Source organism: Paenibacillus sp. NFR01 (genome assembly GCF_900111565.1).
Lineage (GTDB): Bacteria > Bacillota > Bacilli > Paenibacillales > Paenibacillaceae > Paenibacillus_AQ.
On record NZ_FOIK01000001.1, the window covers coordinates 796,486 to 821,688 of the forward strand.

A 25,203-nucleotide genomic window follows, 5' to 3' on the forward strand; every position below is an offset into this window, starting at 1 on the left:
TGCCTGTTGAAACAATATGAAGGAAAGCCTGTGAGGGTTCAACGATTCTCGGAAACACTTAACGAAAATCGTTGACAAAACACGGAAAAGATAGGTATAATAATTTTTGTTTGTTTGGAGTGATCGTAAATGAAGATTCACTTTCGCAAAATAGCAAACGCCGACGAGCCGGAACACATCCACGGCACTTTGGATGTAAGCGAGGCCGTCAAAGGGCGCAAGGATATTTTGTCCGTATCTCCGCTTTCGGTAGACCTTAAGGCGTTGCCTGCGGGCACCGATACGGTGGACGTGGCAGGAACACTCCGCGGTGAGGCGGTAATGCTCTGCTCACGTTGTCTGGCCGAAGTAAGAACGAAACTGGATATTCCTTTTGCTGAGACTTACCGGTGGCTGAAACAGCCCCTTCTTCCCGATGACGAGGACGAAGATCTCATCTATGTTTCGGATGAGGTCGTGGAGCTTGCTCCCTTCGTGGAAGAGAACTTCGTACTGCACTTGCCGGATTCGGTATTGTGCAAGGCAGACTGTCTTGGTCTTTGTCAGACATGTGGACAAAATTGGAACGAAGGCACCTGCAGTTGCGACAACACGGTGATTGATCCTCGCTTCGCTGGGTTGAAAGGACTCTTTACCAAGCAAGACGACTAAGAACAAAGCCCGCGTGTCGGCGGGATTTAACAGGGAATCGGGAGGTGGAAACACATGGCAGTACCTCAACGCAGAACGTCCAAGACGCGTCGCGACAAACGTCGTACGCACTTCAAACTGGCTGTTCCGGGCATGGTTAAATGCGAACAATGCGGCGAATTGAAATTGTCTCACCGCGTTTGCAAAGTATGCGGAACTTACAAAGCTAGAGAGATCATCAAACAATAGTTTGAGCTCGGGAATAGCATCCCGCCATTGGCGGGATGCTATTTTTATGCGCTTTTTTATCAGTAGGCGGGTGAGAACACTCTAGAATGCTGGCCGATGTTGGGCATTGGGCTTTGATGATGTGTCCAGGCGAATGGCGGCGGGGTTCTTTTCGCCGTGTTTCTTATCGTCCGGCTTCTTCCCGCCGGTAGGGTGAACATTCTCAGCGGCGCTCAGGTCTGTTGCGTTCCGATAAAAGCGGTTTTTCAGCAAATAAGACCTCTTGGGTCCGTTACACCCTCCAATTTTCGACTAGGCCTGTCCGTGCCCGGCGGACTGCCCTTGATATAATGCTTTATTTTTCCCGAAGGATGCTTTATACTACATATTAGTACCTGGTTCTAATTTATATCTTATGGGTCTGGAGCTATACTTACAGCGGCCTTTCCTGCGGCCGGTTGCTGCTATAGCAGGCGCCTCGGAGGTGAGCCGCGATCGAGCGAATGTCCAAGAAAGAAAGGCAGCAGCAGCTGCTGAACATAATTGACGTCAATCCTTTCGTTACCGACAGAGAGCTGACACGACAGCTCAAGGTGAGCATTCAGACCATCCGGCTGGACCGGCTGGAGCTGGGTATTCCGGAGCTGCGCGAGCGGATGAAGCAGATGGCCGAGCATTCCTACGATCAGGTCCGCTCGTTGCCTGCCGATGAAGTCGTCGGGGATATCGTCGACCTCCAACTCGACAAGAGCGGCATTTCGATTTTTGAAATCCGCGAGGAGCATGTGTTCTCCCGGAACGGCATTGCCCGGGGGCACTATGTCTTTGGTCAAGCCAATTCGCTTGCCGTGGCGGTGATCAACGACGAGATTGCCTTGACGGCCAGCGCCGATATCCGGTTTGTGCGTATGGTCCGGCTCGGAGAGAAATGCATCGCGAAAGCGCAGGTGCGTTCGCTCGCGGGACGGGGCGGCAAAGCGGAAGTGGATGTTTTTACGTACGTTGGAGAAGAACTGGTGTTTCAGGGCCATTTTGTCGTGTACCGGTCCGCAATCGAAGAATACAGCGAAGGGGGAATCCGCAGTGCTGATCGCAATTGATGCGATGGGGGGAGATAACGCACCCGCAAGCAATGTCGAGGGGGCGCTCGCCGCAGCCGCGGAATACACCGACACGCAAATTGTGCTTGTCGGTGATGAAGCGAAGCTGACGCCGCTGCTGACCGGCAGACCGTCTAACCTGACGATCCGCCATGCCAGCGAAGTCATTGAACCGGAGGACGAGCCGGTCAAGGCGGTACGCCGCAAGAAGGACTCGTCCATGGTCGTCGCCGGCCGCATGGTCCGCGAAGGCGAAGCGGAGGCGATGATCTCCGCAGGGAATACAGGCGCGCTCATGACAACGGGACTGCTCGTCGTCGGCCGGATGGAGGGCATCGAACGTCCGGCGCTTGCGCCGATGATTCCGACGCTCGACGATGTCGGCGTTCTGGCGCTTGACCTTGGCGCGAACATGGACGCCAAGCCGCAGCATCTGGCGCAGTACGCGCTGATGGGCAGTCTCTACCGCAGCAAGGTGCATGGCATTGCGAATCCGCGGGTCGGACTGCTGAATGTCGGCACGGAGCCCGGCAAAGGCAACGAGCTGACCAAAGAAGCGTATCCGCTACTTGAAGCTCTGCCGGGCATCAACTTTGTCGGCAACGTTGAAGCTAGAGACGTGCTGACCGGTAACTGCGATGTGCTCGTCTGCGACGGTTTTGCCGGCAACATCCTGCTCAAGTCGCTGGAAGGCACGGCGGGAGCGATGTTTTCTCTGCTCAAGCAGCAGTTCAGCAAGTCCCTAAAGACTAAGCTCGGTGCCGCCATGCTGATGCCGGAGCTGCGGGGACTAAAGGGCAAGCTGGATTACAAGGAACATGGCGGAGCTCCGCTTCTGGGCTTAAGCGGCCTGGTAGTGAAAGGGCATGGTTCCTCGGACGGAAATGCGATTAAGAATGCGGTAAGACAAGCGCGCATTGCGCTGAAGGCGGACCTTGTGGCCAGTATATCCAAGGAAATTAGCGGGAAGTGAGTGACGATATGAAACAGTTGCGCTCTGTGGGCATTATCGGAACAGGTAAATATGTGCCCGAGAAAATATTGACCAATGCAGACCTGGAAAAAATGGTCGAAACGAATGACGAATGGATTGTCTCCCGGACCGGTATCCGCGAGCGGCATATCGCCGCCCCGGAACAGGCGACCTCTGATCTGGCCTACGAAGCGGCGCTGCGCGCCCTGGAATCGGCCAACATGAAAGCCGAAGATCTGGATCTGATTATTGTAGCGACGATTACCCCGGACAGCGCATTTCCTTCGACGGCCTGCATTCTGCAGGATAAGCTCGGCGCCAAGGGCGCTGCGGCGTTTGACCTGTCGGCGGCCTGCTCAGGCTTCGTCTATAGCCTTGCAACGGCGACCGGCTTTATCCAAAACGGCATGTACAACAATGCACTAATTATCGGCGCAGACACCTTGTCGCGCATTACGGATTATACGGATCGTAACACCTGCGTGCTCTTCGGCGACGGGGCCGGAGCGGTTATCGTCGGCGAAGTGCCGGAAGGCCGCGGCTTCCAGTCGTTCGACCTCGGTGCGGAGGGCTCCGGCGGCAGCCTGCTGAAGCTTGAAGCCGGCGGCTCGCGTCTGCCGTCATCCGCGCAAACCGTCGAAGATAAGAAACACTTCATCTACATGAACGGCCGCGAAGTCTTCAAGTTTGCCGTGCGCGTCATGGGCACGGCTACCGAACGCGTGCTGACCAAAGCCGGCTTCGGCAAAGAAGATATTGATCTGCTCGTGCCGCATCAAGCGAACATCCGCATCATCCAGTCCGCTATGCAGCGGCTTGATTTGCCGGAAGAGAAGGTTGTCGTCAATGTCGACAAATACGCCAACACCTCGGCGGCATCAATCCCGCTCGCGCTGGTGGAAGCAGCCGAAGAAGGACGCATCAAGGAAGGCGACAAGGTATTGATGGTCGGCTTCGGCGGCGGTTTGACCTGGGGCGCTTCGCTGCTCATCTGGTAATTTGGCCGGAAACGGCCCGCGTACGGATGTTTTCGCGCGGTCCGACCGTTTACGTTTAGTGGAAGGGGTATATACTCAATGGGTACAATCGCATTTGTGTTTCCGGGCCAAGGCGCTCAAGCCGTCGGAATGGGCAAGGATGTTTACGACGCGCTTCCGCAAAGCCGGGAAATCTTTGAAAAAGGCGACGCGGCGCTTGGTTTTGAGCTGAGCCGGCTTGTGTTTGAAGGACCGGACAGCGATCTGAAGCAGACCGCAAATACGCAGCCTGCGCTGCTTACCGCCAGCGTAGCTTATTTGGAGGCGCTGAAGGGGCACGGACTAACGCCCGCTTATGTAGCTGGCCACAGCCTTGGCGAATACAGCGCGCTGGTTGCCGCCGGCGTGCTCGAATACGAAGACGCCGTTCGTCTGGTGCGCCTGCGCGGACGCTTCATGGAAGAAGCGGTGCCGGGCGGACAAGGCGCAATGGCGGCAGTACTTGGGGCGGAGCGCGATGCGCTTGCCGCACTGTGCAGCGATATTGCCGCTGCCGGCACGCCGGTAGAGCTGGCTAACGTCAACTGCCCGGGACAAATCGTCGTTTCGGGCTCGGCGGAAGGCGTAAATGCCGTTGTCGAACGCGTAAAGGAAGCCGGCGGCAAACGGGCGATCCCGCTTGAAGTCAGCGGTCCGTTCCATTCTTCGCTGATGAAAGAAGCGGCGGTGCGTCTCGAAGCTGAACTGCAAAAAGTGACCTTCCGCGCGCCATCCGTGCCCGTGGTCGTGAATGTGACAGCGGAGCCGGTTACCGATCCGGAAGAGATTCGCAGCCTGCTCGTGAAGCAAGTGTATTCGCCGGTGCTCTGGCAGGATTCTGTGGAGCGGTTGATTGCCGCAGGCGTCGATACGTTCGTGGAGATCGGATCCGGCAGTGTGCTGGCAGGCCTGATCCGCAAGATCGACAAAACCGTCAAAGTGATCAACGTCAACAGTCTGGCAAGCCTGCAGGCGCTTGACGAAGCGGCCGCGAACGAATAATAATGGGCTGAGATGCGAAAGGAGAAACTGCATGTTCTCATCACTTAAAGGCCAGGTCGCCCTGGTGACCGGCGGATCGCGCGGCATCGGCCGCGCCATCGCGCTCGCGCTTGCCGAGCAAGGCGTGAACGTGGCCGTCAATTATGCGGGAAGCGCGGCAGCCGCGCAGGAGACGGTGGATCGGATCGCCGAGCTCGGTGCGGAAGGCATCGCCCTGCAGGGCAATGTGGGCAGCAGCGCGGAAGCCGAGCAGCTGGTGAAGGAAGTCATCGCGAAGTGGGGCAAAATTGATATACTCGTCAACAATGCGGGCATTACGCGCGACAACCTCATCATGCGCATGAAAGAAGAAGAGTTCGATCAGGTGATCGAAACGAATCTGAAAGGCGTGTTCAACTGCCTGAAAGCCGCCACGCGACCAATGATGAAACAGCGCTACGGCCGGATCATCAACATTTCGTCGGTGGTAGGCGCAATCGGCAATGCAGGCCAAGCCAATTATGCCGCAGCCAAAGCGGGGATTTTCGGTTTGACGAAATCCGCCTCGCGCGAGCTGGCTTCCAGAGGCATTACCGTCAATTGCGTGGCACCGGGGTTCATTGATACCGATATGACCCGTCAGTTGTCCGATGAAGTCCGCGGCGAGCTGGAAAAGGGAATTCCCTTAGCCCGGCTTGGGCGGCCGGAGGACATTGCGAACTCGGTAGTTTTTCTGGCCTCGGAAGGGGCGGCATACATGACCGGCCAGACGCTTCACGTAGACGGCGGCATGTACATGTAACTCCACAGCATTTGTAAAAAAGGGTTGCGGGGGGAGAGAGTGAAGCTCCGGAAAGCGTTTTTTGCGCTCTATGGTATTTTGACTTCATATCTCGTATAATACCAAAAGAGGAGGTGAACCGGATGTCCGATGTATTGGAGCGTGTAAAACGCATTGTCATCGACCGCTTGGGTGCCGATGAGGCTGAGGTAACATTAGAAGCGTCTTTCAAAGATGATTTGGGTGCTGATTCTCTCGATGTAGTGGAATTGGTCATGGAATTGGAAGATGAATTCGATATGGAAATCTCTGATGAAGATGCAGAGAAGATTACGACCGTGGGTGAAGTTGTGAAGTACATACAATCTCATACCTAGTGTCATATGATTGAGGGTCCCGTTCCCGCTAGGGCGGGACTTCTCCTCATTTTACAGCGCTTTGGACGGCATCACCGGATGCCCGGCTCAGGGTTTGGCATATCAACACAGGGAATGTACTGAACCGTGCGCGCAGCTGCGGCGCGGGGATTGACTTTATATAGCTTGCGGATGAATTAGAAATCAGATGGGGTGAATGCGTTTGAGTCATAGAGTAGTCATTACAGGTATGGGGGTTATAACCTCCCTCGGCAAAGATCTGGATACCTTCTGGGAGAACCTGATGAACGGAAAGTCCGGGGTATCGCTGGTCGAAGCCTTTGATGTCAGCGAATATCCGACGCGGATCGCTGCCGAAGTGAAGGATTTTGATCCGGAGGAACGGTTTGGCCGCAAGGAAGCGCGTAAGATGGACCGTTTCGTACAGTTTGCTCTGGCCGCAGGCGAAGATGCGCTTAAGGACAGCGGACTGCAAATCGGTGAAAATATCGACGCTGAAAAAATCGGCGTATCGGTCGGCTCCGGTATCGGCGGCCTCGGAACCTGGGAAGACAATCATAATCTGCTGCTGGAGAAAGGTCCAAAACGCGTCAGCCCGTTTTTTATCCCGATGATGATCGCGAATATGGGCTCCGGGCAATTATCGATTAATCTGGGAGCGAAAGGCCCGAATACGACGACAGTGACCGCTTGCGCGACGGGAAGCCACTCCATTGGCGAATCCTTCCGTCTGATCCAGCGCGGAGATGCGGATGCAATGATCTGCGGCGGTTCGGAAGCCACCATCCGTCCGACCGGTATGGCCGGCTTCTGCGCAATGCGGGCCATGTCCACTCGCAACGATGATCCGCAAAAAGCAAGCCGTCCGTTTGACGTCGACCGTGACGGTTTTGTTATGGGCGAAGGCGCCGGCATTCTGATTCTGGAATCGCTGGAACATGCCCAGAAGCGCGGAGCGAAAATTTATGCCGAGGTCATCGGCTACGGCCTTAGCGCCGATGCTCACCATATGACTGAGCCTGATCCCGACGGCGCAGCGCGTTGCATGAAGATGGCGATCCGCGATGCCGGAATTGAACCGCAGGAAATTGATTACATCAATGCGCATGGAACGTCCACGCCTGTTGGCGACAAGTCGGAAACGGCTGCCGTGAAAAAGGCGCTCGGCGAGCATGCTTACAAGATCGCGATAAGCTCCACCAAGTCGATGACCGGCCATTTGCTCGGGGCAGCCGGCGGCGTGGAAGCGATCATCTGCGCAATGTCTCTGGGGAATGGCATGATTGCGCCAACGATCAACCTGGAGAATCAAGATCCGGATTGCGATCTCGATTATGTACCGAACGTACCGCGCAAAGCGGACCTGAATATTGTGATGTCCAACTCCTTCGGATTTGGCGGACACAATGCAACGGTGATTCTCAAAAAATACAATTCCTAAGGAGAATAGTAGCGTGAAAGGCGACCTGAAGCAGTTACAACAGCAACTTCAAATCCAATTTCACGATGCTGCGCTTCTGAAGCAGGCTTTTACCCATGCTTCCTATGTGAATGAACACCGGTTCAGTCAGCACCAGGACAACGAACGTCTCGAATTTCTCGGCGACGCGGTTCTGGAGCTGACCGTTTCGGAGTATCTGTACAACCTGCTGCCGGACCGTCCGGAGGGCGAACTGACTAAGCTTCGCGCGGCCATCGTCTGCGAGCCGTCGTTGGTCAAATTCGCCGAAAGCCTCGGCTTTGGCCGGTATGTGCTGCTGGGTAAAGGTGAAGAACTGACGGGCGGCCGTACCCGCCCGGCTCTTTTAGCCGATGTGTTCGAATCCTTTGTGGGAGCGCTTTACCTCGACCAAGGTTTGGATACGGCGAGGGGATTCCTGGACCGCCATGTTTTCCCGCTGGTGGAAACGGACGGCAAATTGCAGATGCAGATGAGCGATTTTAAAACAGAGCTTCAGGAACTGATACAGCATCATGGGATGGGAACGCTGGAATACCGGATTGTTGAAGAACGTGGCCCGGCGCATGAACGCGAATTTGTCTCCGAGGTTTTTATGGCCAGCCGCTCGCTGGGCAAGGGAAGCGGACGTTCGAAGAAGGAAGCGGAGCAGCAAGCCGCAGCCGCGGCCCTGCAACAGCTGAAGAACGAAGGCGCCTGAAGACCGGTTAGGCAGGCAGTTGCGTTGTTTATGCCGGAGGCAGGACAAGCAAGCGGAGAAGAGCAGCAATGGTCTGAATGCCGCCAATTTGGCGAAAGTCAGGCCTTTGCTGCTCTTTTTCGGAAGAAAAGCGGTTTTCGGGGTCCCCGCAAGTACCTGGGTCCGCTTTGAAGTCAACCCTCCACCTTGTGGGGGATTTTCAGACAGACCGGGGAAACGCTATGGTATAATAGGGCAGAGGTGATTGGCGAGTCATGTTTTTGAAACGGATAGAGTTGGCAGGCTTCAAATCGTTTGCCGATAAAACGGAAATGGAATTCGTGCGCGGGATAACCGCCGTGGTCGGGCCGAACGGAAGCGGTAAAAGCAATATTTCCGACGGTATCCGCTGGGTGCTTGGGGAGCAGAGCGCGAAATCGCTGCGCGGCGGCAAAATGGAAGATATTATTTTTGCCGGCAGCGACGCGCGCAAAGCGGTCAATTTCGGCGAGGTATCGCTCACGCTGGACAATGCAGACCATGTGTTGCCGCTGGATTTTAACGAAGTCACGGTAACGCGGCGCGTGCACCGCAGCGGGGACAGCGAATATTTAATCAACAAACAGGCTTGCCGATTGAAGGATATTACGGAACTGTTCATGGATACCGGCATCGGCCGCGAGGCGTATTCCATCATCGGACAAGGCCGGATCGAGGAAATTCTCAGTACGCGTTCCGAAGACCGGCGGGGGATTTTTGAGGAAGCATCCGGCATCGTTAAATATAAATCCCGTAAAAAGGATGCTACCCGCAAGCTGGATGAAACCGAGCAGAACCTGCTGCGGATTCATGATTTGATCAGCGAGCTGGAGGATCAGGTCGGGCCGCTCAAGGAGCAGTCTGAAAAGGCGCTTAAGTTCAAGGAGTTGCGCGAGCAGCTCAAGAATCGCGAGATTTCCGTGTACGTGCATCAAATTGAAGAGATTCATACAGCGTGGAAGGAAGGCAATGCCCGTCTGGAGACGCTAAAGGGCGAGCAATTAGAGCTTTCGACCATCGTATCAGCGCATGATGCCAAGCTGGAAAGCGGGCGGGCTGAGCTGCGTTTGCTGGAAGAGAAGGTCGAACAGCTTCAGGAACAGCTGCTCCGTTTCAGTGAAGCTTACGAGAAAAGCGAAGGTTACGCCGAGCTGCTGAAAGAGCGTAAGCGCAACCTGGAAAATAACCGCGAACAGCTACTGCTGTCGCTCGGCTCGGCGGACGAACGTTCGGCTGGGCGCGAACGGGAGCTGGCTGAGCTGGAGGAGAAGCTTCAGCAGGCTCGGTTGGCGCTGGAGACGCTGCGCGGCGAAATCACTGCCGAAGAAACACGCCTGGAAGGCGTAACCGGCGGCATCAGCCAAAGCGCGGAGGAAACGCTGAAAAGCTCTTTGCTTGAGCTGATGAATGCTATGGCGCAAGCCCGCAATGAGATCCGCTACGCAGAGCAGCAGAAGGAAAGCCTGGAGCGGCGGATGAGCCGCAGCCAGGAGGAAAGCGGAAAATGGACTGCTCGGCTGACGGAGTTGACTTCCGCCAAAGAGGCGCTACTAACCAAGATTGCTGCGGTGTCTGCTGAAATCGGAACCCTGCGGAGCCGGTACATCACAGAAAGCGAAGAAACCGGCAAACGCCAGAAGCTGCTGGAAGAAACCCAAGCGGGACTCCGCAAATGGGAGCAGAAGCGGGAAGCGCAAGTATCCCGCCACGAGACGATGAAAGAAATGCAGGACGATTTTGACGGCTTTATGCTCGGCGTCAAGGAAGTGCTCAAAGGCGCCCGCAAGGGCCAGCTGAGCGGCGTGCACGGGGCGGTCGCGGAACTGATCGCGGTGCCGGAGAAGCTGGAGATGGCGGTCGAAACCGCACTCGGGGCTTCCCTGCAGCATATCGTCATGGAGAATGAGGCGGTGTCCCGGCAGGCGATCGCTTTTCTGAAGCAGCGCCAATTGGGACGTGCTACCTTCCTACCGCTTGACGTTATCCGCTCGCGGCAAATATCCGGCAGTGACCGGTCCATGGTCGAAGGGGCGGAAGGCTTTGTCGGCATCGGCTCCGAGCTCGTAGGGTTCGAAGATAAATACGCCAGCATTATCGGCAGCCTGCTCGGCAACGTCGTGATAGCGGAAAACCTGGAGCAGGCGAACCGCATAGCCGCCCGCTGCCAGTACCGTTATCGTGTCGTTACCCTGGAAGGCGACGTGGTCAATGCCGGCGGATCGATGACCGGCGGCAGCCAACACAAGAAGAATAACAGCCTGCTGAGCCGTAAACGCCAGCTCGATCAGCTTGCCGGCGAGATCGAAGAGAGCGAGCGGCAGATTGCCAAGCTGAAGGCCAGCATCGGGCGCTTGCGCCAGGATCAGGAAGAGGCGGCGCGGAAGCTGGAAGAGCTGCGTCACAGCGGCGACGAGAAGCGGCTGGAAGAGCAGCGCGTCTCCGGTGACCTGAAGCAGCTGGACCAGGAGCTTCGCCATGTGCAGGAGCAGGTGGACGAAGCCGGCGCTGAGCACAGCAGTTTTGAGAGCGAAGTAAAGGCGCTGGACGAGAGCCGTGCAGCAGCGGCTGCCGAATTGGCCAAGCTGGAGCAAGAAGAGAAGCATGCCCATGAAGCCATCCGTACGGCCGAGACAGCGCGTAAAGCCAGCGAGTCAGCCAAAGAGGAGCTGCAGGGCAAGCTGACGGGCATGAAGGTTGCGGAAGGGAAGCTGGACCAGGAAATCTTCTCGCTGGAAGGGCAGCTGCGCCGTATGAAGCATGAAGCAGGCTCGCAGGAGAAGGAGCTGAGCCAGAGCCGCAATATGCTGCTGACCGTGGAACGCGATCTGGAGCAGAATACCAAGGAAATGGTACAGCAGAAGGAAGATTTGAACAGCTACCGACTGAAAAAGGAATCCGCGGCTGAATCGCTTGATCTCGCCCGCGCGGAACGTTCTTCGCTTTCGCGTAAGCTCGAATTGGCTGAGGGGGAGACGAAAGATCAGCGTCAGGCGCTAAAACAAGTGGAAGACAAACTCCGGGCGACGGAAATTGCCGCAAACCGTCTTGATGTCGAGCTGGACAATATCCTGCGCAAGCTGAGCGACGAATACGAGCTGAGCTACGAGCTGGCGAAGCAGCGGTATCCCGTTCCCGAAGATATCGCTGCAGCGCAGGCCGATGTGCAGCGGCTGAAACGCGCCATCTCTGCGCTTGGCGAGGTCAATCTGGGCGCAATCGAGGAATATCAGCGGGTACATGAACGCTTTACGTTCCTGAGCGGGCAAAAAGACGACCTGGTGGAAGCGAAAACGACGCTGTACCATGTTATCCGCGAAATGGAAGAAGAAATGTCGAAGCGGTTCAAGCAGACCTTTGACGCGATCCGCCGCGAATTCGGCACCGTCTTCTCGAAGCTGTTCGGCGGCGGCCGCGCCGACCTCCAGCTGCTCGACCCCGAACATATGCTGGATACCGGCATCGACATCGTGGCTCAGCCGCCAGGCAAAAAGCTGCAAAATTTGCAACTGCTTTCCGGCGGTGAACGGGCGCTGACGGCGATGGCGCTGCTCTTTGCCATCCTGCAGGTCAAGCCGGTTCCGTTCTGCGTGCTCGATGAAGTCGAAGCCGCGCTCGACGAAGCGAACGTTGTACGTTTTGCCCAATATCTGCGCGAGTTCTCCGAGCAGACCCAGTTCATCGTCGTCACCCACCGCAAAGGCACGATGGAGGAAGCCGACGTGCTCTATGGTGTCACCATGGAAGAAGGCGGCGTGTCGAAGCTCGTGTCCGTCAAGCTGGAGGACGAAGAAGCGGAGATTGCTTAAAGACGATAGAGGAGGTCAAATATGAGCTTTTTCAAAAAACTGAAAGACAGCATCTCCGGCAAAACGGAAAGTGTGACCAAAAGCTTCCGCGATGGTTTGGAAAAAACGCGCAAAGGCTTTGTCGAAAAGGTCGCCGACCTCATTACGCGCCGGAAAAAGATAGACGAGGAATTTTATGAGGAACTCGAAGAGATTCTGATCGGCGCCGACGTCGGCGTGAATACGGTTTTGAAGCTGATCGACGAGCTGCGTGCCGAAGTGCGGAAGCAGCGGATCGAGGATGCGGCGGAGCTGCAGCCGATCCTGTCGAGCAAGCTGATGGAGCTGCTGCGCGGCGATGACGACAACCGTTTGCGTGAGAATCCGGACGGCATCACCGTCATTTTGTTCGTCGGCGTCAACGGCGTCGGCAAAACGACGACCATCGGCAAGCTGGCCCACCGCTACAAGCAGGAGGGCAAAAAAGTGCTTCTCGCTGCGGGCGATACTTTCCGCGCAGGCGCAATCGAGCAGCTTGAGGTATGGGGGCAACGCGCGGGTGTGGAGGTCATCAAGCAGCAAGCCGGTTCCGACCCGGCGGCAGTCATGTTTGATGCCGTGCAAGCCGCCAAGCAGCGGAACGTCGACGTGCTGATCTGCGATACCGCAGGCCGGCTCCAGAACAAGACGAATCTCATGGAAGAGCTGAACAAGATTTTCCGCGTCATTCAACGCGAAATTCCGAGCGCTCCGCATGAGGTGCTGATGGTACTCGATGCGACCACCGGACAAAACGCTTTGACGCAAGCCAAGCTGTTCGGCGAAAAAAGCGGCGTAACCGGCCTTGTGCTGACCAAGCTGGACGGCACCGCCAAGGGTGGCATCGTCATTGCTATCCGCCAGGAGATGAACCTGCCGGTGAAGCTGGTCGGGCTTGGCGAGAAGATGGAAGACCTGCAGACCTTCGATTCCGAACAATTTGTACATGCGTTGTTTTCGGGATTGATTACCGAAGAAACCGAAGAAGCTTAAGCGTACCGCCGCTGCCAAGGGCGTCTCGCCGAAAAGAGCCGGAACATCATGTTCCGGCTCTTTTTTTACGCAAAAATAACTATATACATTTCATTATATGAAAAATTCATAATAGTAATGCTTGTCAACGCGCCCGCATACAATTCTATGTAACCCACTTGTCCGCATCCCGCAGACTATCCGAAGGAGAAAGGAAGCGATTTCAATTAGGAGGGACGCTCCTAAACTCCATTTCGTTGTTATATATATTGACATCAAAATTGACATTCACGTATGATGGGAATAACAAAATTTAGTTTTCATTGTATATTTTCATGAATTTCAATTTTGCTGTCACTAAAGATTACACACTTATTGATCCGAAAGGAGTCGGGCTCATGTCAAAACTTGATCCAATGCCCGGTCTGTCTCCGTACCCGCTCGAGCACTATTACGATGAAATGTATGCCGATGAACGGAGCGTCCGCTCTCATTACAAGCATGTACACCACAAGTTCTCCGGGATGACCCCCGAAGAGCTGCAGGGCAAACAGAAGCTGATGCAGCGCAGAATGATGGAAGAGGGGATCACATTTACGCTGTACAATCCGGAGCAGGAGCATCCGATGGAACGGACGATTCCGTTTGACATGATCCCCCGGATCATACCGAAGAACGAGTGGGAGAAGCTTGAAGCCGGCATTATCCAGCGAGTTACCGCACTGAACTTATTTATCCACGATATTTACCATGAGCAGTACATCGTCAAAGACGGCATCGTACCGCGGCGCATGATCATCGCCAACTGTTATTTCCGTCCGGAAATGGCCGGCCTGCGTGTACCGGGCGGTGCGTACATTACCACTTCCGGGATCGACCTGATCCGCCATCATGACGGCGAATATTATGTGCTTGAAGACAATTTGCGTACACCGTCCGGTTTTTCCTACTTATTTAAAGGGCGCTCCTTGATGAATCAGCTGTTCCCCGAACTGTCCTTTTCGAACTCCATCCGGGACGTGGAGCACAGCCTGAACCGCTTTTTATCCGTGCTGCGCAGCCTGTCGCCTTCGCGTACGAAAGATCCGGTGATTGCGCTGCTCACTCCCGGCGAATACAACTCGGCGTATTACGAGCATGCCTTCCTGGCCCAGCAAATGGGCATTCATCTGGTGGAAGGGCGGGATCTGGTTGCCCAGGACCACAAAATCTATCTGCGCGAGATGAACGGGCTGCGCAGGGTAGACGTGTTGTATCGCCGGCTGGATGACGATTACATTGATCCGCTGGCTTTCCAGCCGAACTCGCTCCTTGGCGTCGCCGGGCTGATGAACGCCTACCGGGCCGGCAATATCGCGATCGCCAATGCACCGGGTACCGGTGTGGCCGACGACAAGGCGATGTATGTGTATGTTCCGGATATGATCCGCTATTATTTGAACGAAGAACCGATCCTGAACAATGTGCCGACCTATTTGCTTTCGCGCCCGCTGGAGCGTCAATATGTGCTGGAGCATTTGTCCGAGATGGTCGTTAAAGAGACCTCGCTGTCCGGCGGATACGGGATGCTGATCGGGACGGAAGCGACCAAGGAAGAGTTGGCGGCGTTCAGGATGAAGATACTGGCCGATCCTTCCCGGTACATCGCCCAGCCGATCATGTCGCTGTCGCGGGCGCCGGTGCTGAGCGGGGAGTCGATGGCGCCGCGCCATATCGACCTTCGCGCGTTTGTGCTGATGGGCGCAGACCGTAAACCGCATGTCATTCCCGGCGGTTTGACCCGGGTGGCCATGAAGGAGGGCTCGCTGGTCGTTAATTCTTCGCAAGGCGGCGGCGTCAAGGATACCTGGGTCATCGCTTGATAACGCGGTAGTTCACGGGCTCAATAACTAATGAGGGAGTGGCTGCAATGCTGAATCGGAATGCGGAAGCATTGTTCTGGATCGGGCGTTACATCGAACGGGCGGAGAACCACGCACGGTTGATCGATGTGCATTATCATATACAGCAAGCGGAGGATTTTCAGGAAGAAGGGCATAAATGGTCGAGACTGATTGACGCGCTCGGTGTCCGGGAGGAATATCAGCGGCAGTATGCGGCATTCTCTGAGCAAAATGTACTGTCGTTCATTACGCTGGATCTCGGCAACTCCAATTCACTGTTCTCATGCGTGCATCAGGCGAGAAATAATCTGCGTACGCTCCGGCAGCAGCTGCCCAGCGAGCTGTGGGATATCATCAACGGCTTTAATCTATGGCTTGCGGAGCAGAGCGTGGCCGACATCATGCAGGGACCGCATCCATTTTACCAGCAGGTCAAAGAACGGGCGGCCATGTTCCTTGGGGCGGAACAATCCGTGATGCTGCGCTGCAACGAGTGGCATTTCATCGAGAGCGGACGCTTTTTGGAACGTGCGGAGAATACGACGCGGATTCTGCAGTCGGTGACGTCCTCCTGCAAAGATAAAGATATCAACGCGGTTTATACGCTGCTGCAGGCCGTGCTGAAGTCGGTGAGCGGATATCAGGCGTTCCGCCGGTATTATGCCGACGCCATGTCGCCGGAAAGCATCCTTGAATTCCTGATTGTGAATCACCAGTTCCCGCGTTCGATCCGCTATTCGTTTCACAAGCTGGAGGAGCATTTAGCCAAACTGGAGCTGGACTCTTCCGAACGGGGCTCCGGGCATGAAAAAGTCATCCGCCAGGCCGGCAAGCTGAAGGCCGAACTGGATTATATGGAGAAGGACGAGATGCATGGCGATCTGATCGACGACGTGCTGGGTTCGCTGATGCTGTCCTGCCAGAAGCTGGGCAAAACGATGGAAGGCGCCTTTTTTCGCCGCGAAGGAGCTTTTGCATGAAAATACAAATCCACCATACGACCACATACACCTACCCCGAGCCGGTGACGGACAGTGTCAATGAAATCCGGCTGACGCCGCGCACCAATTACAGGCAGTCCTGCTATCACCATGAGGTTGAGGTATTTCCCCCGGCGCAGCTGATGACGTACGAGGATTTCTTCGGCAACCGGGTACATGCGTACTCCGTCAACAAGCCGCATACGGAAATGGTGATCCAGACCAAGGCGACCGTCGTGACGCTGGACAAAGCGCAAGGTGCCGACCTGCCGCGGGTACCGCTGGAGGAGCAGATCCGGATACTGGGCGAAGAGAAGTTCCAGAACCGGTACATCGAATTTATGCTGCCTACACGCTACACCGAAGTGACGCCCGAACTGGTGGAGTTTGCGTCGCAGCACCCTTTTGATGAATCGGAGGATATGTACGACTGGCTGAAAAAGCTGTCTTCGACCATATATGAGCAGTTTACGTACGATCCGGAGGCGACCAGCGTCAACACGACCGTGAAAAAGGCGCTCAAGCTCAAACGCGGCGTCTGTCAGGATTACGCCCATCTGATGATCGCGGTCTGCCGCAGCGTCGGCCTGCCTTCGCGTTACGTGAGCGGCTATCATTTTGTCGGCGACCTGCAGGGCGGAAACGCCGATTTCGAGCAGGCCTCCCATGCCTGGGTGGAGACGCATATACCGGGAACCGGCTGGCTGGGCTTTGATCCAACCAACAATATCGAGGTGAACTGGCGTTACATTAAGCTCGGCCACGGCCGGGATTACAAAGATATCGTCCCGGTCAAAGGTGTATACCGCGGTGTGGCCGGCACGCTGGACGTCAAGGTGGACGTGCGGCGGATCGACAATTGAAGAAGTGATCAAGGTCCCGCGCAAGCGGGCCTTTTTGCGCTTTCAGCATCAGCTTGTGCAAAATTTGCACCATCTGATTATAATCGCCGGAGATTTGGGTAATCTTGAAAAAGAACCCGGATTACAGAAACATCGAGAGGAGAGAGTACATATGACCCCGAATATGACGAAAAAACAGCGATTTATCGGAAAAACCGCGATAATTACAGGTGCAGGCTCCGGAATCGGCAGAGCGGCAGCGATCCAGCTGGCTCGCGAGGGTGCCAATGTCGCTTTGTTCGACCTGGTGAACGAACGTACGGCTGTATTGGCGAAAAAGCTGAACAAACTGCGGGATAACTGTGCGCTGGCCATCGATGTGGATACCTCCGACAACGGTCGCATGGAGGAAGCGGTACGCCGGACGGTGGAGCATTTTGGCGGCGTCGATGTCGTATTCGCCAATGCCGGGATTAACGGGGTAGTCGGCCCCATTGAAGAACTGAGCATCGAGGATTGGGAGCGCACGATCTCCGTCAACTTGACGGGAACCTTTTTGACCTTGAAATATACCATTCCTCATTTGAAAGCAAAGGGAAAGGGCAGCATCATTATCACGAGTTCCATTAACGGTAACTACAGGTTTACCAGCTTCGGCTGGTCGCCTTACAGCACGACCAAAGCGGGCCAGGTCGCCTTTGCCAAGATGGCTGCACTGGAGCTGGCGAAATTCAAAATCCGGGTAAACGTTATTTGTCCGGGAGCGATCTCGACCAACATCGACGAGAGTACGGAGTTCAATGAGGAAGTGGAGGAAATCGTGATCCCGATCGAGTTCCCGCAAGGCGCGCAGCCACTAGCTGACGGGCCCGGCAAGCCGGAGAACGTGGCCGATCTGGTCGCCTTTTTGGCTTCGGATGAGTCCAGCCATATTACGGGCGCGCAGATTGTCATCGACGGTGCGGAATCGCTGCTTTCGTAAAAGTATTAAAGACGGTAGAGCCCCGGTGCGCACGCGCGCTCGGGGTTGTTTGCTGTTGTCGCTCATCGTGGCGGTGCTTATAATAGAAGGATATGCTTGGATTCAAAATTAGAGGCGATGGCAATGATGTCCTGGCTGGCGGAGCAGCGGATTCAGGAGGCGATGCGCAGCGGAGCGTTTGACCATTTGCCGGGCCACGGCAAGCCGCTGAACCTGGAGGATTTGTCGGGCGTGCCCGAAGAACTGAGGATGTCTTTCAAAATTATGAAAAATGCCGGCGTGCTGCCGGAAGAGCTGATCCTGCGCAAGGAATGCGTAACGCTGGAGGAAATGCTGGCCGCTTGCCGAAATGAAGGCGGTGCCGCTTCCGGCGCGATGAAGGAACTGGAGACGAAACTGTCCCTGAAACGGTTTCGGCTGCAGCAGCTCCTGCAGGAACGCGGCGTGGAGGGCGGCGGTTTCGGCGCTTATGAAGAAGCCGTGCGGCGAAAACTGCTTGGCGAAGAGTGAACATTGCTAGACTATTATGAATACGATGGAGATTGTCATGACGCTTCCGATTCAACAAATTATACCTGAGCTTCAAACGGCATTGCGTTCAAACCGCGCCGCTGTCCTGATCGCCGAGCCGGGCGCCGGGAAAACAACCGGCGTGCCACCCGCGCTGCTGGACGAGCCGTGGCTGGCCGGCCAAACCATTCTCATGCTCGAGCCGCGCCGGCTTGCCGCCCGTTCGGCAGCGGTCTATATGGCCCGGGCAAAAGGTGAGCAAGCCGGTCAAACCGTCGGATACCGGATGCGCAATGAAACGAAAGTAAGCAAAGACACGCGGATTACGGTGGTCACAGAGGGCGTATTGACGCGCATGCTGCAGCAGGACCCGTCGCTGGAGGGGGTCGGGCTGGTGATCTTTGACGAATTCCATGAGCGAAGCCTGCATGCCGATCTCGGGCTGGCGTTGGCTCTGGAGGCACAGGCGGTGCTTCGCGACGATCTGCGTATCCTGGTCATGTCGGCGACGCTGGACGGTCAGCGCGTCGGGGCGCTGCTCGGCGGCGCGCCTGTGCTGGAATCGCCGGGGCGGACGTTCCCGGTCGAGACGGTCTATCTTCCGCGCGGCCCGTTGCAAACGGAGCTGCCGCTGGAGCAGCGCGCAGCGGCGGCCGTCCGCCGTGCATTGGCGGAACAGCCCGGCGACGTGCTGGTGTTTCTTCCGGGCGAGCGCGAGATCCGGCGTACCGAGCGCGAGCTGGCGGGCGGAAGCTTGCCGGCAGGCACGGTGCTGCGCCCGCTGTACGGGCAGCTTCCGCAGGATCAGCAGGATGCTGCGGTGGCCCCGTCCGTCAAGGGAGAACGCAAGGTCGTGCTGGCGACCTCGATTGCGGAAACGAGCTTGACGATCGAAGGGGTGCGCACGGTGATCGACACCGGCCTGCGGCGTACGCAGGTGTTCTCCCCGCGCACCGGTATGCCGCGACTGACGACGGTGCCGGTATCCAAAGCTTCGGCGGATCAGCGGCGCGGCCGGGCCGGACGGACTGCACCCGGCGTGTGCTACCGGCTGTGGAGCCGCGAGGAGCATGATCGGCTGCCGGACGATCAGGTGCCGGAGATGCTCGAAGCCGATCTGGCGCCGCTCGCACTGGAGCTGGCGCTGTGGGGAGCGCGCCCGGACGCGCTCCAGTGGCTCGACGCGCCACCTGCGGCTGCGTACGCGCAGGGTGCAGCGCTGCTGCGCGAGCTCGGCGCGCTGGACGCCGGCGGCGCCATCACCGCGCACGGCCGCCGCATGGCGCTGCTGGGCGCGCACCCGCGGACCGCGCATATGCTGCTGCGCGCGGCCGAGCTTGACGCGGCGCCGCTGGCCTGCCGGCTCGCGGCGCTGCTTCAGGAGCGGGACCTGCTGCGCGGTCCCGCCGCCGGCGGCGACCTCGCGCTCCGCGCCGAGGCGCTGCTGCGGTACGAGCGCTCCGCCGACACGGGCGGAGCTGACCCTGCGGGTCTTCGCGCCGTACTGCGCGAAGCCCGCACGCTGGAGGCGCAGCTGCGGCTGGCTGCTGCGCCGGTGCCCGGTGACGCGGAGCGCACCGGGCTGCTGCTCTCGTTTGCCTATCCGGACCGGATCGGGCAAACGCGGGGCGGCGGCGCCTTCCTGCTCTCCGGCGGCCGCGGGGCTGCCCTGCGCGAGGGGGATCTCCTCGCGCGGGCAGCGTACATCGTTGCCGCGGCCGTCGATGACCAGGCCGGGCAAAGCCGCATCCTGCTGGCGGCGGAACTTTCGGAAGCCGACCTGCTGCTCCACCATAAAGACCGGATCGCGGAGCAGCGGGAGGTCTACTGGGATGACGCCAGCGGGAGCGTGAAAGCGCGCCGCCGCACGTTGCTTGGCGCGCTGGTCCTGAAGGAGTCGGCAGACGCACGGCCGACTCCGGAAGAGACGGCGGCAGCGCTGCTTGCCGCCGTCCGCGCCCAAGGCCTGCAGGTGCTGCCTTGGGACAAAGCGACGCTCCAGCTGCGGGAACGGCTGGCGTTCATGCACGGGCAGCGCGCCGACTGGCCGGATGTCTGCGACGCCGCGCTGCTCGGGATGCTGGAGGATTGGCTGGCCCCGTATGTGCACGGCATGCGGAGCCTGAAGGACCTCCAGCGGATTCCGCTGGCCCGCGCGCTGGAGGGGCTGCTCGACTGGAACAGCCGGCAGACGCTGGAGCGGGAAGCACCGACCCACATCGCCGTTCCGAGCGGCTCGCGGGTCGCGATCGATTACAGCAATCCGGAGATGCCGGTGCTTGCAGTCCGCCTGCAGGAGATGTTCGGGCTGGAAGAAACGCCGCGGATCGGGAAGGGACGGGTACCGCTTCTGCTGCACCTCCTGTCGCCGGCACGGCGTCCGGTGCAGGTGACATCCGATCTCGCGAGTTTTTGGAGCGGCGCCTATTTCGAGGTGAAAAAAGATCTCAAGGGACGGTATCCGAAGCATTACTGGCCGGAGGATCCGCGTCAGGCGGTTCCAACAAGCCGGGTCCGCCCGCCGCAGAAGTAATAAAGATAGGGCAAATAATGATAGAGCAATTAATCCGCCTTTCATCGCTTTTTACCGGAGACGGGACGCAAATAAAATCTTTAGCCAAATGCCTGTTAGTACTTCCTGTTGTCGGGGTAATAAAAGAGCGAACGACAATTACGAAGGAGGGCTTCATGTGGCAGAGAAGATTGTAGGCATCTTTGATACAGAACAGGAAGCGACCAGAGCAATTGAAGGACTACAGCGGCAGGGATTCACCAATGATGAAATTTCGGTCATCTCCCGCGACCGCGACGATCTGAAGAGCATTTCGGACGATACCGGAACGATGGCACCCGAAGGCGTGGCAACCGGTGCGGCAACCGGCGGCGTCATCGGCGGCGTAGCCGGTCTGCTTGCAGGCATCGGCGCACTGGCGATTCCGGGCATCGGCCCGATTCTCGCGGCCGGCCCTATTGTGGCGACCATAACGGGTGCAGCAGTAGGAGCAGGAGCAGGCGGTCTTGTCGGCGGCCTTATCGGTCTTGGAATTCCGGAGGATGAGGCCAAAGATTACGAAAACTACGTGGACCAAGGCAAAATCCTGGTTCTGGTCGATGAGAACGGCCGCGGCCGTGACATACACCGGGTCTTCCGCGACAATCGTTCATTGAATGCAAGCCGCTATGACAGCCTGTATCCGGATGACCCGGCGGCAGTGCGGACGACGGATTATGCGGACCGTTATCCGGCAGATGACCCGCGTAAGCCGCTGTAAGCAGCCAACTGAACGCGAAGCGACCTAAATAAACATAAGAAAGCGGCGGCAGGGTATACCTTGCCGCCGCTTTTTACTGTTCTTATGCGGAAGTGATATTGCTCAGACAGCAATGGTTTTTCCGGACGATTCTGTAGAAAGAATTTCAACATATGAAAAATTCATAACAGACAGTCGATCCACATTTAAGCTGCAATTTCATTATTCAGCCAGACGCCGAGCGGCGCATCGCAGCCCCAAATAATTTAATTTCCTTCTTGCTTTTTCTTTTCGCGAACAGGTAAGATGAATATATAGACCGATTGTTATAATGGAGATGAATGGACATTGGAAACAGCAAAAAGGAGTTCCAAGGAAATCATTTTAGAGACGGCCGCCCAGCTGTTCGCCATACAAGGCTATCACGGAACCGGGCTGAATCAAATCATACGGGAGAGCGGAGCGCCTAAGGGTTCGCTGTATTATTACTTTCCGGACGGGAAGGAAGAGCTGGCCATTGCCTGCGTGCATCTGATCCGCGAACGATTGCTGGAGAAGCTAATGTACCAGATAACCAGACATCCGAAGCCGGTAGACTTCATGCAGGCTTTTGTGCTGGAAATGGCCGACAGCATGGATGCTTCAGGGACCGGCAATTTTATCCCGATCGGCTTCTGGGCCGCCGCTGAGACTTCGACGGTCAGCGATGTGCTGCGGGAAGCCTGTCAGACCGCGTTTGCCGAATGGAAATCCCTCATCGCCGGAAAGCTCAACGAGTCGGGAGTATCATTAACCACAGCGGAAAAAATGGCGGAGTTGTCGGTATGCCTGATCGAAGGCGCCACCATTCTGACCGTGGTTGAACGTAATTCACGGGCGATGCGGCGTGCAGCCGAGCATATTCCGATGATTCTAAACCATGGACTGCCAACCGAATAAGCCGTGTCCCCAAACAATGGAGCCGTTCCATTGTTTCTTTTATCGTCAAAATTATATAGAACGGTCTATTTATTTCGAGAGAAAAAAGGAGAGAAATTCATGCAAGCTTCAGTATCCTCATCCAGTACCGGGCGTAATGACGCCAAGCCAAATATCAAAGTGTACCCCGTTGTTCTTGCGTTTCTGCTCAGCGGATTTATCGGCCTGTTCAGTGAAACGGCGTTAAACGTCGCGCTGACCGATCTGATGCAGGTATTTCAGATTGGTTCCTCCACAATTCAATGGCTGACTACGGGTTATTTGCTGACCATGGGCATTCTGGTTCCGTTATCGGGCTTACTGATACAGCGGTTCACGACGCGGCAGCTGTTTATTACGGCTCTAATTTTTTCATGTATTGGAGCTTTGATCGGAGCAATGGCGTCAAGCTTTGGCATTCTAATCGTTTCGCGAATTATCCAGGCAATCGGCACGGCGCTGCTGCTGCCGCTGATGTTCAATACGATTCTGATTATTTTTCCGGTAGAGAAACGCGGGGCGGCCATGGGGCTGATCGGGCTTGTTATTATGTTCGCGCCAGCGGTTGGGCCGACGATTGCCGGCCTGTTGATCGAAGCGCTAAACTGGCATTATATTTTCTGGATCTCTTTCGTGTTTCTGTTCATCGCGCTGCTCATCGGGATATTTACGATGCAAAATGTCTCCGAGACCCGCAAGCCACATGTGGATCTGCTGTCGCTGGCTCTGTCCACGTTCGGCTTCGGCGGACTGGTCTTCGGATTCAGCAGCGCGGGCGAAGGGGATGGGGGCTGGACCAGTCCGACGGTTCTAATTTCGTTGACGGTCGGCATAATCGCCCTGGTCCTATTTGCGATACGGCAGTTGCGGATGTCGCGTCCGCTGCTTGATCTGCGTGCATTCAAATATCCGATGTTTACGATTGGCGCGCTGATGGTTGCCTTGTGCATGATGATCATTTTGTCCTCCATGCTGGTACTGCCGATGTACCTGCAGGCAGGCCTGGCGTTCTCGACGCTAAGCGCCGGGTTGGTTTTGCTGCCGGCCAGCGCGCTGAACGGGCTTCTGGCCCCGCTGATGGGCCGGCTCTTTGACAGGTACGGACCGAAATGGCTCGTTCTGCCGGGACTAATTCTGGTGGCTGCCGCGCTCTGGATGTTCTCCGGCGTCACGCTGGCTACTTCTGTCGCTTTCATTATTGCGGTCCATATCGTCATGATGATCGGTGTTTCAATGATCATGATGCCAGCCCAGACCAACGGCCTCAACCAGCTTCCGCCGTCGTTATATCCGCATGGTACGGCGATCATGAATACGATGCAGCAGGTATTCGGTGCCATCGGTACAGCCGTTGCCGTTAGCGTGATGAGCAACGGTTCGCAGCAATTTATGAGCCGATCCGCCGATCCGGGCGATCCTTCGCTGCTTCCGGCTGCTTTGACCGCCGGCGTACAGGATGCCTTTCTGTTTGGAATGATCATCGCGCTTGCCGGGCTGGTGCTTGCATTCTTTATCAAGAGAGTCCGGCACCAAAAATGATAATTTCAATACATGAAAAATTCATAAAAGAAAGACAAAATGCTTCGCGCTGCATCTAGCACCTTAATCCCTGTCCATCTTTCCATCGTTTCTAACCCTGCAGTTTTTGGTTAAAAGGATGGGTAAAACGAATGAACTTCATGTTGTGAAACTTGGAAAATAGTGTTTATACTTGGAATACGGAAAAGTTTGCTATTTTTTAAGAAGCATCACTGGAGGTGGCCTTATGGCATTTATGATTGCCCAGCGGGCGTTTATCAAAGTCTATCTGATTACGATGGTGGAGAAGCACCGGGATTACGGATACCAGATGCTGGAGGATATGCGGAAGGATTTTAAAGCGTACGGCTATTCTCCGCCCCAAAGTGAAATCTACCGGGCGCTGCATGAGCTGGTCCAGCAGGGAATTTTATACCGGACCAAACAGTTGAAGGGACACGACCCAAAGGTCGATTTTCAGGAAATCGTGCTCTATCATTTCACAGCGGATGGGGAGGAGAAAGCCAGGTTATATAAAAAACAGGTAAAGGCCGATTTGGACCGCTGCCTCGGAATATTGAATAAGGCGGTTGCGGACAATTATTAGGTGGCCGGATCGGTGCGGTCCGCGCCTTCGTCCGGCGGGGATACCGGCGAGCTTGCGCTGCCGTATTCTTCAACGCTGTCCCATGCGCCTGCATCGTCGAAGGTATCGTCAGATCGGCTTCCGGCAGGCGGTGTGATGACTTCTTCCTCGACCGGCCGGCCCGCTTCGGGCTCCCGGCTTGGCGAATGCTCTACGGTATAGGCAGTGTATGGAATGGCTTCAAGCCGTTCATAGGGAATCGGCTCCTTGCTGATCAAGCAAATCCCGTAAGTGCCCTCCTTCATCCGTTCCAGCGCGTCATTAACTTCCTGAAGCTCTTCTTGAAGAGCCTGATTGATCCCGAGATCCCGGCTCCGTTCGAAGGTCTCGGTTCCGGCGTCGGCAGGATGGTTGTCGGCCGAAGACAGCTCGCCGGTGGAGTCCAGCAGGGAATCGCCAAGCATGCTGTTTTCTTGGCCGTTTGCCGCAAAATGATTTTCCAACTCCTGCTTTCGCTCTAGCAGCGCGGATTTTAAAGTCTTCAGTTGTTCATCGCTTAAATGGTTCATGCCTCATCTTCCTTTCATCTTCGTGTAGGCGTCGTTCCTAGGGGAATCCGGGCGTAATCTTCCTTA

23 protein-coding genes are annotated in these 25,203 nt (G+C 56.3%); 22 read left to right on the forward strand and 1 reads right to left on the reverse strand.

Annotated elements, in window-relative coordinates; genetic code table 11:
- Positions 1-129: 129 nt before the first annotated feature.
- The 22 genes from BMW84_RS03525 to BMW84_RS03630 all read left to right on the forward strand — a co-directional run bounded on the left by BMW84_RS03525 (position 130) and on the right by BMW84_RS03630 (position 24,589).
- Positions 130-651 carry a YceD family protein gene (locus BMW84_RS03525; RefSeq protein ID WP_091064517.1) on the forward strand — a complete coding sequence of 174 codons (522 nt, stop codon included), beginning with the start codon at positions 130-132 and terminating at the stop codon, positions 649-651.
- Between the two features lie 54 nt (positions 652-705).
- Positions 706-879, forward strand: a complete 174-nt coding sequence (gene rpmF / locus BMW84_RS03530; RefSeq protein WP_090574082.1) for a 50S ribosomal protein L32 — start codon at positions 706-708, stop codon at positions 877-879.
- Between the two features lie 482 nt (positions 880-1,361).
- Complete coding sequence (gene fapR / locus BMW84_RS03535; RefSeq protein WP_091064520.1) at positions 1,362-1,958, forward strand: transcription factor FapR; 597 nt, start codon at positions 1,362-1,364, stop codon at positions 1,956-1,958.
- Positions 1,942-2,931: a phosphate acyltransferase PlsX gene (gene plsX, locus BMW84_RS03540; RefSeq protein ID WP_091068023.1), complete on the forward strand. Its 990-nt coding sequence runs from the start codon at positions 1,942-1,944 to the stop codon at positions 2,929-2,931. The genes fapR and plsX overlap by 17 nt, the downstream gene beginning before the upstream one ends.
- Before the next feature lie 8 nt (positions 2,932-2,939).
- Complete coding sequence (locus tag BMW84_RS03545) at positions 2,940-3,929, forward strand: beta-ketoacyl-ACP synthase III (protein WP_139209583.1); 990 nt, start codon at positions 2,940-2,942, stop codon at positions 3,927-3,929.
- A gap of 78 nt (positions 3,930-4,007) precedes the next feature.
- Positions 4,008-4,949 carry an ACP S-malonyltransferase gene (fabD, locus tag BMW84_RS03550; protein WP_091064525.1) on the forward strand — a complete coding sequence of 314 codons (942 nt, stop codon included), beginning with the start codon at positions 4,008-4,010 and terminating at the stop codon, positions 4,947-4,949.
- A gap of 31 nt (positions 4,950-4,980) precedes the next feature.
- On the forward strand, positions 4,981-5,730 hold the full coding sequence (gene fabG, locus BMW84_RS03555) for a 3-oxoacyl-ACP reductase FabG (protein ID WP_091064526.1): 750 nt from the start codon (positions 4,981-4,983) through the stop codon (positions 5,728-5,730).
- A 122-nt stretch (positions 5,731-5,852) separates the two neighbouring features.
- Positions 5,853-6,086: an acyl carrier protein gene (locus BMW84_RS03560; RefSeq protein ID WP_019911228.1), complete on the forward strand. Its 234-nt coding sequence runs from the start codon at positions 5,853-5,855 to the stop codon at positions 6,084-6,086.
- Between the two features lie 202 nt (positions 6,087-6,288).
- Positions 6,289-7,527 (forward strand): beta-ketoacyl-ACP synthase II, encoded by a 1,239-nt coding sequence (gene fabF, locus BMW84_RS03565; RefSeq protein ID WP_091064529.1) that lies wholly within the window; start codon positions 6,289-6,291, stop codon positions 7,525-7,527.
- Positions 7,528-7,540: 13 nt separating this feature from the next.
- Positions 7,541-8,245, forward strand: coding sequence for a ribonuclease III (gene rnc, locus BMW84_RS03570; RefSeq protein ID WP_091064531.1), 705 nt, complete (start codon positions 7,541-7,543; stop codon positions 8,243-8,245).
- 254 nt (positions 8,246-8,499) lie between these two features.
- Positions 8,500-12,069 (forward strand): chromosome segregation protein SMC, encoded by a 3,570-nt coding sequence (gene smc / locus BMW84_RS03575; protein ID WP_091064533.1) that lies wholly within the window; start codon positions 8,500-8,502, stop codon positions 12,067-12,069.
- A gap of 21 nt (positions 12,070-12,090) precedes the next feature.
- Positions 12,091-13,080: a signal recognition particle-docking protein FtsY gene (gene ftsY, locus BMW84_RS03580; RefSeq protein WP_091064536.1), complete on the forward strand. Its 990-nt coding sequence runs from the start codon at positions 12,091-12,093 to the stop codon at positions 13,078-13,080.
- Positions 13,081-13,457: 377 nt separating this feature from the next.
- Positions 13,458-14,921, forward strand: a complete 1,464-nt coding sequence (locus tag BMW84_RS03585) for a circularly permuted type 2 ATP-grasp protein (RefSeq protein WP_091064537.1) — start codon at positions 13,458-13,460, stop codon at positions 14,919-14,921.
- Between the two features lie 47 nt (positions 14,922-14,968).
- Positions 14,969-15,922, forward strand: a complete 954-nt coding sequence (locus BMW84_RS03590) for an alpha-E domain-containing protein (RefSeq protein WP_091064540.1) — start codon at positions 14,969-14,971, stop codon at positions 15,920-15,922.
- The gene (locus BMW84_RS03595) at positions 15,919-16,785 is read left to right on the forward strand and encodes a transglutaminase family protein (RefSeq protein ID WP_091064541.1); all 867 of its coding nucleotides are present in this window, start codon (positions 15,919-15,921) and stop codon (positions 16,783-16,785) included. Before BMW84_RS03590 ends, BMW84_RS03595 begins: the two co-directional genes overlap by 4 nt.
- 151 nt (positions 16,786-16,936) lie before the next feature.
- On the forward strand, positions 16,937-17,746 hold the full coding sequence (locus BMW84_RS03600; RefSeq protein ID WP_091064543.1) for an SDR family oxidoreductase: 810 nt from the start codon (positions 16,937-16,939) through the stop codon (positions 17,744-17,746).
- Positions 17,747-17,863: 117 nt separating this feature from the next.
- Entirely contained in the window at positions 17,864-18,256 is a 393-nt protein-coding gene (locus BMW84_RS03605) for a DnaJ family domain-containing protein (RefSeq protein WP_091068025.1), read from the forward strand.
- A gap of 37 nt (positions 18,257-18,293) precedes the next feature.
- Positions 18,294-20,789 (forward strand): ATP-dependent helicase HrpB, encoded by a 2,496-nt coding sequence (gene hrpB / locus BMW84_RS03610; protein ID WP_091064545.1) that lies wholly within the window; start codon positions 18,294-18,296, stop codon positions 20,787-20,789.
- Positions 20,790-20,946: 157 nt separating this feature from the next.
- Positions 20,947-21,528, forward strand: coding sequence for a YflT domain-containing protein (locus BMW84_RS03615; RefSeq protein ID WP_091064547.1), 582 nt, complete (start codon positions 20,947-20,949; stop codon positions 21,526-21,528).
- 327 nt (positions 21,529-21,855) lie between these two features.
- The gene (locus BMW84_RS03620) at positions 21,856-22,446 is read left to right on the forward strand and encodes a TetR/AcrR family transcriptional regulator (RefSeq protein WP_091064550.1); all 591 of its coding nucleotides are present in this window, start codon (positions 21,856-21,858) and stop codon (positions 22,444-22,446) included.
- Between the two features lie 99 nt (positions 22,447-22,545).
- Entirely contained in the window at positions 22,546-24,003 is a 1,458-nt protein-coding gene (locus BMW84_RS03625; protein ID WP_091064553.1) for a DHA2 family efflux MFS transporter permease subunit, read from the forward strand.
- Positions 24,004-24,229: 226 nt separating this feature from the next.
- Entirely contained in the window at positions 24,230-24,589 is a 360-nt protein-coding gene (locus BMW84_RS03630; protein ID WP_091064555.1) for a replication termination protein, read from the forward strand.
- On the opposite strand, the gene BMW84_RS03635 is transcribed toward BMW84_RS03630, so the two are convergent.
- On the reverse strand, positions 24,586-25,137 hold the full coding sequence (locus BMW84_RS03635; protein ID WP_091064558.1) for a TraR/DksA C4-type zinc finger protein: 552 nt from the start codon (positions 25,135-25,137) through the stop codon (positions 24,586-24,588). The genes BMW84_RS03630 and BMW84_RS03635 overlap by 4 nt on opposite strands.
- Positions 25,138-25,203 lie beyond the last annotated feature (66 nt).